At 43.9% G+C, this 8,780-nt stretch carries 6 protein-coding genes; 3 read left to right on the plus strand and 3 right to left on the minus strand.

The window, feature by feature from the left end; genetic code table 11:
* The first annotated feature begins 27 nt into the window (after window positions 1-27).
* Entirely contained in the window at window positions 28-264 is a 237-nt protein-coding gene (locus QUB11_RS05195; RefSeq protein WP_333201776.1) for a hypothetical protein, read from the plus strand.
* A 75-nt stretch (window positions 265-339) separates the two neighbouring features.
* A complete protein-coding gene (gloA, locus tag QUB11_RS05200) occupies window positions 340-768 on the plus strand; it encodes a lactoylglutathione lyase (protein WP_333155201.1) in 429 nt (142 codons plus the stop codon).
* A gap of 79 nt (window positions 769-847) precedes the next feature.
* Here the strand turns inward: gloA and QUB11_RS05205 are convergent, their stop codons facing one another.
* From QUB11_RS05205 to QUB11_RS05215, 3 genes are all read right to left on the minus strand, one after another.
* The gene (locus QUB11_RS05205; protein WP_333201774.1) at window positions 848-2,626 is read right to left on the minus strand and encodes a hypothetical protein; all 1,779 of its coding nucleotides are present in this window, start codon (window positions 2,624-2,626) and stop codon (window positions 848-850) included.
* Between the two features lie 276 nt (window positions 2,627-2,902).
* Window positions 2,903-3,892: a DUF459 domain-containing protein gene (locus QUB11_RS05210; protein ID WP_333201772.1), complete on the minus strand. Its 990-nt coding sequence runs from the start codon at window positions 3,890-3,892 to the stop codon at window positions 2,903-2,905.
* Window positions 3,893-3,897: 5 nt separating this feature from the next.
* Window positions 3,898-5,397, minus strand: coding sequence for an MBOAT family O-acyltransferase (locus QUB11_RS05215; protein ID WP_333256413.1), 1,500 nt, complete (start codon window positions 5,395-5,397; stop codon window positions 3,898-3,900).
* A 191-nt stretch (window positions 5,398-5,588) separates the two neighbouring features.
* Here QUB11_RS05215 and QUB11_RS05220 point away from each other — a divergent pair, with 191 nt between their 5' ends.
* Complete coding sequence (locus tag QUB11_RS05220) at window positions 5,589-8,540, plus strand: AAA family ATPase (protein ID WP_333201769.1); 2,952 nt, start codon at window positions 5,589-5,591, stop codon at window positions 8,538-8,540.
* Window positions 8,541-8,780: the final 240 nt, after the last annotated feature.

An 8,780-nucleotide genomic window follows, 5' to 3' on the forward strand; every position in this document is an offset into this window, starting at 1 on the left:
ATAAACTAGGATAAATTTTAATTAAAAATGTTGAACCAACGTCAAATCTTAGGAAGCCTCGGAAGTTTAGTAATTATGCTCGGAATTGCATCGGGAGTTCGAGCGAATCAAATATCAATCCCTCCTGCTAATTCAACCGCTAAATTTCGGCATATCGAACAGCCGTTAAGTTTAAAAATAGGCGTAACAGCAGGCGGATTGACCTTAATTGGTTTAGAATTATGGTGGTTTTTGTTCAGGAAAAAGCCAGCTAAAACCAGGTAAACTTTGCCGAGGCGGTTTTTTCCAGCAAGATATGGCTAAAATAGATGAAAGCTTAAGAAATTTGGAGTGAGCTAAATGCAACTACTACACACGATGCTCCGAGTCGGCAACCTGGAAGAATCCCTCAAATTTTACACCGAGGTTCTGGGGATGAAATTACTGCGGCAAAAAGAGTATCCAGAGGGTAAATTTACTCTGGCTTTTGTTGGCTACGGCGACGAATCAGACACTACAGTTTTGGAGTTAACATACAACTGGGGCGTCACAGAGTACAATTTGGGGGATGCTTACGGTCATATTGCGATCGGCGTTGACGACATTTACGGTACTTGCGAAGAAATTAAAGCTCGCGGTGGTAAAGTTAGTCGCGAACCCGGCCCGATGAAGCACGGTTCAACAGTCATCGCTTTTGTGCAAGATCCAGATGGATATAAAGTTGAATTAATTCAACTGGCAAATCAAGGTAGCAACACCCAGAAAGTAGCAGCAACAACCGCATCTTAGAGTTCCTCCTCCTAGTCCTAATAGGGTGCGTCAGAAACAAACTTTTTGAGTTAAGTTGAAATTCTGGTTCTGACGCACCCTACTGATTCGATCGCACCGACGGGACAAACTGTTGCAAATAAATTTTTTGCCACAATATAGAAAAACTGCTGCCTATTTGGCTTAAGCTATCAAATTTAGGAATTAATTTAGATTCTCGGCGCTTGTCTAAAGCAGCGATCCCCGAAAAAAATACAGATAATACTAACAAAAATACTACTATTACACTAAATAAAATAGTCCAATAAACTAGAAATTCGCTTGTGTAGCTGACCCCGAATATCCAATTAATCACTAAATCCGATAAATACAAAAACAGCCCTACTGAAAACCCCACCCTGAATAATAGCCACGTCCACTTAAACATATCTGTTGCAGTCTTGCTATTTTTGGACGCAGAAAGTTCTAACTCTCTAATTTGGCTATTAATATTTGAGGTGATTTCATACACAGTATACTGCAAAGCATCTCTGATATAATTGAGTTCATTGTCGAGGTTTATGCACTGCTCGGGTGTCCTTTTATCCAAGCTCAGGTTTTGGATTTTTTTACGGTGCGCCGCCAGTTTATTGTCTAGAGTGTAATCCCATTTTTCCAGCCGATCTACAGTCAAATACAAAAGTTCTCTATTAGCATCTAACAAGCTCTGGCAATTTATGATTGACTTAACTAACTTGCTGAGATTGTTGATATGCTCCTCTAGAGTATTTTGGGATTCCCTTTGTTTAGCTGACAATAAACTTGCGAGTTCGACATCCCGATCGCCGCACAGCGACAAAGCCTCACCATACAAGTCGTCAATTTCCATTTTACCGAAATACAGTGACGCTTTGTACTCCTCAATTTCAGGAAGAGTCAGAGATTCTAAGGGCTGATATTTTACATTAAATTTATATACAAGCGCTGTCATAATCTGCGCCGATTTTCGGTCTAGCTGGTCTTTGTAAGGTTCTAAAATAATTGTAGCTAGATTTTTAACTCTCGCTTCCGGGTGGTGCAGGAACTCAAAAATTTTGGCAAGTATTTTGGAGAATTCCAAGTCATTAAAATTATTTTCTGCAACTTCCAAAAAGTTTGTTACCGCTGCATCGTTTTCGGCACTCAATTTGTACGGGCCCCTAAGTGCGATCGCCGCAAATACTCGATCGATCCAAAACAGATATTCGTCGCAATCCATTGACAGACTCGGCAGCAGCCAGCTAGGCCCGTACACCCAAAAATCGAGACAATTCTCATATTCCTTGTGGCTGTCATTTCTGCTGCTGTCCTCCAAAGCAAATTTGTTGCTTGTTAACACTTTAATTTGCTCTTCTACAACCCGCCGCTCAATTTCCCCCGCATTGATTGTGACATTGACAGCACCTTCCTTGCCTTGTCGTTGCCCTGCTTCATCCAACCAAATTGACTTAATACTAACAGCCGCAGACCACCGAATTAAAGGAGTCGATCCCCCTAGCGCTTCCTGTTCTAGCGCCGCCAGCAGATTTTTGCTAAAATCACTTGAGCTAGGCGTTCTCTCACTTGATCTGTGCCCCTCTCGCACCTTCCCCAATGCCTGAATTGCCAAAGCGCGAAACAGTAAATTCGGATGGGGTTTTCTGACGGATTCCGGTATATTTTCTCTAAATATTCTGCTTTTCGGTACGCCCACAACTTCAGCAAAAGGCTCGATGCCGCACTGTTGCAGGATTTTTTCAATTAGGTTTATTCTTTGCCAAGGTTGAGTATATTTAGTGAGAGTGAAGACTACCGCTATGCCGCTGCACCCCTTTGACTCAGGGATGCTAGGGCGATCGAGTTTCCACAGATTGCTCGTCATAATTTGTCGCCCGGACAATTACTAGATATGGACGGCGTTGTTTGATGCTGAATTCAGCATTACATTTACTGCTGCTTTTTGTCAATATTAGTCCGGGAGGCCTAGGGAGTTATAAACCCGGTTTCACGAGTAAATTTTTCCTAAATAAAGCCCAGATTTTTCTGATAAACCGGGTTGAGCAATGCTAATTTGCGTCCCGAACTCAATATATAATTTTGCACTAATCGATCAAAAGTCACAATTTTAGGTTTGGTCAGAAAACCCAACCTACTATAGTCATTTCTTTGTCGGAAGTTTTAAGATTTTGTCCCTGACCATTTCGTCAACGATTAAGTCGCTGATAATCAGAGCTCCGTGGGAGGTAAAGTGCAACCCGTCATTATTTTTTACATAGCCTCGCTTCCCCGATTTATTAGCAACTACTGGCACAAATCTTCCTGCTTGTGCAAAAGTGTCCCAAGTAGAAATAAATTCGATTTTGGATGAAGATTTGCTGGCACTTTTATAAATATCGTTCATAATGGGAAAAGCTTTGAGATACGAAGACTTGTTAGGTAGCGATTGACCGACCCAATACACTTTTCTCACGGATGACGAATCAAGTAACTTGGCATATCTTTCAACTCTTTCTTGATAAGCTTTTTGCCATTCTTTCGTCATAACAGCCCGGCCTTTTCCTTGAGAATCAATGATATTTTGACGGTCATTGGTTCCAAACAAAACTATCACTACATCCGGCTGGTAATTATTAATAATTTGGCGAGTTCTGGCATACCAGTCATAATAATCTATCCGATTTAAGCCGGTCGATACCTTGTAGTCAATTTTCGTATCGGCGATATTGTATTTTTTCTTAAGAGTGTACTGGAGTTGAATTCCTAAGTCGAACATTACGGAATCTCCAATAAATAAAAATCTGCGATAAGGTCGGGTTAGTTTGGGTTTAGCTGGGGTTGGTTTTTTAGCAGGGGTGGGTTTTTTAGCATTAGCAGGCTTTGGGGGTTCAACGGCCGCTTTTGTTTCGGTTTTGACTGGAGGAATTTCTGGTTCTTGGGGGAGGCTATCGAAGTTAATATCTTTAATTTTGCTCCAAAAATCTTGTTCTGATTTTCTGAAACCATCTATTTCGATCAGGCGCGCTGCTTCTTTGATTTCTGGACTGGCGAAAGGAGTTGAAGCAAAGCTTTTTAGAAATAATGATAAGTTTGAAAATATTAACGTGAGAATGACAGAAGTAACAATCAGCAAAATTTCCCGGTCTTTCATATTTATTAGAAATTAAAGTAAATAAAAGGCGGAACGGTACTAGGCCCCAACATCAAGATAGTATAGACGAGCAGCGAAACTAAGACAACCCGAAAGAAAATGTTTTTTAATGACAATACTGTTTGCAATAGTTGGGAGATGCGATCGCCCCACAAGTTGATCGCGCCAATGACTGCAATTACTAAATACAATTGCCAAAAGTTAAATTGAAAAGTGGCTACAGCAGGATTGACAATTCCTTCAAAAAAACTCACCGCAGTTTCCCAGTTGGGAGTGCCGAAAAATACCCAACTACAAGTAACAAAACTAAATGTTAACAGCCAACTGCAAAATTTAGAAAATCGGGGAAAGGCATAGTCTAATTTAAAGTGGATAGCTTGGGGGATATCTTTACATAAATGGTTGACAATTAATCCTAAACCGTGAATTGCTCCCCAGAAAATAAAGTTTAAACCTGCGCCGTGCCACAATCCACCGATCGCCATTGTCATCAGTAAATTTACGTACTTCCTCAACTTGCCGTATTTGTTGCCGCCAAAGGGAAAGTAAACGTAATCCCTCAGCCACTCGGAAAGACTGATGTGCCACCTTTTCCAAAATTCTTGCAGGCTGAGCGATCGGTATGGCATATTAAAGTTGGCAATGGGTTGGAAACCGAGCAAACAGGAGATGCCGTTGGCTAAATCCGAGTAGCCGCTGAAATCTACGTAAATTAAACAGGAATAGGAAATTGCCGCGAGGATTAAATCGATGCTGCTGTACTGCTGGGGAACTTTGAAGGGCAAGTCAGTGAAGTTAAACAAAAAGCTGGCTAAAGTATATTTTTTGAAGAGTCCCGACAAAATCAAAACTATAACTTCTTCAATTTGATAGTCGTATTTTTTCGGTGAATTTAGCTGGCAGTAAAATTCGCGAGCTCGCGAGATTGGCCCGGAGGCAATTTGCGGAAAATAGGTAATGTAGGCGGCATAGTCTACAAAATTCGGACAAGGGATTTTTTGCTGGTAGCAGTCGATTAAATGAGAAATCATTCTAAAAGTGTAGAACGACACGCCGACGGGGGCGATTATTTGCAAAACTGGAAAGTTGGCTGGAATTTGTAGCTGGTTCAGTACCTCAAATAAGGAAGTTACAAAGAAGTTGCAATATTTAAAGATGCCGAGATAGCCAATGTTGAAAACTAAGCCGGAGATTAAAGCAAGTTTTTTATACTTACTGTTGCAGAGAACCCGGAGAATGATATAATTAGAAAATGTAGAGAAAACGAGGAGCAAGAGAAAGTCAAAACTCCAAAAGGAATAAAATAATAAACTGGAAACTAACAAGACAATTTTATACAAATCGACTTGGGGTTTCACAGAGACGATCAGGCTAAAAATAATTAGGAAAAAAACTAGAAATTGGTAAGTGGGAAATAGCATAAGTCTCAGCAGATAAAAAATCTTGTTTCTGGCAATATTTTTATAAGTACGGGCGAGGGAAGCTATCCCGAAGGGAATCGCCACAGTAGGTCTGACCGCACCAAATTTCGGGAGGATTGTGAACTGTAAGCTTTTGCAACAGGTCAATTAGGCCACAACTTCCGCCCTAGTTAACCGCACTCATAAATTCATAATCCTGTTTAAAGATTATGATGGTTGTGAGACGATGTATTAACGGATAACAACAGGAATCCCCTTGATTGCGAGGAACCAACGTGCAGCCAACAGACCCTAGCAAATTTACAGATCAAGCCTGGGAAGCCATTGTCAAATCCCAGGATGTCGCCCGCCGCTTTGCCAATCAGCAGCTAGAGGTTGAACATTTAGCCATCGCCCTTCTCGAACAGCAAGGGCAGGCAAACAGCATTCTCAGCAAAGCTGGAGTCGATGCCCCCCGCTTGGCCCAGCAGTTAGATGCTTTTGCCAAACGACAGCCCAGAGTTGCCAACGCTGACCAACTATACCTCGGTCGCGGCTTAGAAGTTATGTTAGATGTTGCCGAGGCCACCAGGGCGACTTGGCAAGATAATTTTATCGCCGTTGAACATTTATTAATTGGCTTAGTAGAAGACGAACGAGTCGGCCGCAGGTTGCTGACAAAAGGCGACGGCCCGCCGGGTCGCCCCGGTTACGATCGCAAACCCCCAGCCGGTACACTCGATCGACCAAAACTCGAAGAAGCCATCAAATCTTTCCGCGCCACTGCTAAAGCCCAAGAAAAAAATTCCGAAACGGGAAAAGGCAGCCGCAGCAACGCTAAAGCCCAAGATCAAGATGGCGAAGCTAACTCCGACGCCCTCAGCAAGTACGGCCGCGATTTGACAGAAGCCGCCAAAGCCGGCAAACTCGACCCAGTAATCGGCCGCGACGAGGAAATCCGCCGCGTGGTACAAGTTCTTTCCCGCCGCCAAAAAAACAATCCGGTGTTAATTGGCGATCCCGGAGTCGGAAAAACTGCGATCGCCGAAGGTTTAGCCCAACGAATTGTCAACGGCGACGTACCCGAATCTTTGAAAAATCGCCAGCTATTTAGCCTCGACATGGGCAGTTTAATTGCTGGGGCAAAATTCCGGGGCGAATTTGAAGAACGATTGCGATCTGTTCTGCGGGAAGTTATCGATTCCGACGGGCAAATTGTCCTATTTATTGACGAATTGCACACGGTTGTCGGCACCGGTGGCGGTGGCAGTTCCGGTTCGGGAATGGATGCGGGAAATTTGTTAAAACCCATGTTGGCGAGAGGCGAATTGCGCTGCATCGGCGCTACAACTCTTGACGAATTCCGCAAGAATATTGAAAAAGATCCTGCACTGGAACGCCGCTTTCAACAAGTATTTGTCGGCGAACCCAGCGTTGAAGATACTGTTTCGATTTTGCGCGGATTGAAAGACCGTTACGAACGCCACCACGGGGTAAAAATTACTGATTCGGCCCTGGTAGCTGCTGCAACTCTGTCTTTTCGCTATATTTCCGATCGCTTTTTGCCGGACAAGGCGATCGACCTTGTAGATGAAGCAGCCGCCCACTTGAAAATGGAGATTACTTCTAAACCTGTGGAATTGGAAGGCATTGACCGCCGGGTGATGCAGTTGGAAATGGAAAAATTGTCGATCGAGGGCGAAGGCAAAGGTGCTCTAGCCCCTGGGCTCGGCTTCCGCGTCGAACGCATCACCTCTGAGATTGACATTTTAAAAGTTAAGCAGGAAAAATTGTCCTCTCAGTGGTTGGGCGAAAAGCAGTTGTTGGATGCAATCAATAAATTGAAAGCAGAAGAAGACCAACTGCGAGTCCAAATCGAACAAGCAGAAAGGGCTTACGATTTGAATAAAGCCGCACAGTTAAAGTATGGCAAGTTGGAAACTGCGGTGCGCGATCGCGAAGCCAAAGAAGCGGAACTTTTGAAACAGCAAGCTCAAGGTTCTTCCCTGCTGCGGGAAAAAGTTACTGAGGGCGATATTGCGGAAATTGTCGCTAAATGGACGGGCATTCCGGTTAATCGGTTGTTAGAATCAGAACGCCAAAAATTGCTGCAATTGGAAAAACACTTGCACCAAAAAGTTATCGGTCAAGAGGAAGCTGTAACAGCCGTGGCGGCGGCAATTCGGCGCGCTAGGGCGGGGATGAAAGATCCGGGGAGGCCGATCGGCTCTTTCTTGTTTATGGGCCCCACAGGCGTGGGAAAAACTGAGTTAGCGCGGGCGTTGGCGGAGTTTTTGTTTGACAGCGATGATGCGATCGTCCGCATCGATATGTCGGAATACATGGAGAAGCACAGCGTTTCTCGGTTGGTAGGAGCTCCTCCCGGATATGTCGGTTACGATGAAGGGGGACAACTTTCGGAAGCAGTGCGGAGACATCCTTATTCGGTAGTGCTGTTTGACGAAGTGGAAAAAGCGCACCCGGACGTATTTAACATTTTGCTGCAAGTGTTGGATGACGGCAGAATTACCGATTCTCAAGGTCGAGTGGTTGACTTTAGAAATACCGTAATTGTGATGACTAGCAATATCGGCAGCGACCACATTTTAGACGTGTTTACTAAGAAGGAAAAAACCGTCAAAAAACCTGCTAGCCGGAAGCAGGAAACGAAAGATTTGTCAAGTCAAAAGACAGATTATAAAGTGGCTGCCGATGGTACTGTTGAGGTGTCGGCCCAGCGAGTTGAGGTTGATAGTGTAAGTAAGAGTGAAAACAAGACTGAAAACAAGAGCGAAAATGAAAATTTATTGACTCAAGACCGGGAGACAGACCAAGAGTACGAACAGATGTTAAAACGGGTGATGACAGCGCTGCGATCGCACTTCCGGCCCGAATTTCTCAATCGGGTGGACGAGATAATTTTGTTCCACACTTTGAGCAAGGTCGAATTGCGGCAAATTGTCAGCATTCAAGTGAAGCGGATCGAGCGTTTGTTGGCCGAGCAAAAAATTACTTTGGAACTGTCGGATGCGGCGAAAAACCATATCACAGATGTTGGTTACGACCCGGTTTACGGCGCTCGTCCCTTGAAACGCGCTATCCAGCGGGAGCTGGAAAACCCGCTGGCTAACAAGATTCTGGAAAATGCGTTTGTGGAGGGTGATACAATTGCGATCGACTGCGAAAATAACACTTTGCAATTTCGCAAAAAAGATTCTCGCCCAGCGCTGACAGGTAACAGTTTGTAGTTACCGAATAGTTAGGAACAGGCAAGATGCCTGTTCCACAAACCATCAATTCTCTTGTGGAACAGGCATCCTGCCTGTTATTGAAAATTAGGAACAGGCAAGATGCCTGTTCCACAAACCATCAATTTTCTTGTGGAACAGGCATCCTGCCTGTTATTGAAAATTAGGAACAGGCAAGATGCCTGTTCCACAAACCATCAATTCTCTTGTGGAACAGGCATCCTGCCTGTTATTGAAAAT

Source organism: Microcoleus sp. B6-A1, from assembly GCF_036705085.1.
In the GTDB taxonomy this organism is placed as follows: domain Bacteria; phylum Cyanobacteriota; class Cyanobacteriia; order Cyanobacteriales; family Microcoleaceae; genus Microcoleus.

What these genes read in the sequence shown, in the direction of transcription:
- QUB11_RS05210 (WP_333201772.1), bottom strand. Translation starts at nt 3,892, where the DNA reads ATGAAAGACCGGGAAATTTTGCTGATTGTTACTTCTGTCATTCTCACG.
- QUB11_RS05195 (WP_333201776.1), top strand. Translation starts at nt 28, where the DNA reads ATGTTGAACCAACGTCAAATCTTAGGAAGCCTCGGAAGTTTAGTAATT.
- gloA (WP_333155201.1), top strand. Translation starts at nt 340, where the DNA reads ATGCAACTACTACACACGATGCTCCGAGTCGGCAACCTGGAAGAATCC.
- QUB11_RS05205 (WP_333201774.1), bottom strand. Translation starts at nt 2,626, where the DNA reads ATGACGAGCAATCTGTGGAAACTCGATCGCCCTAGCATCCCTGAGTCA.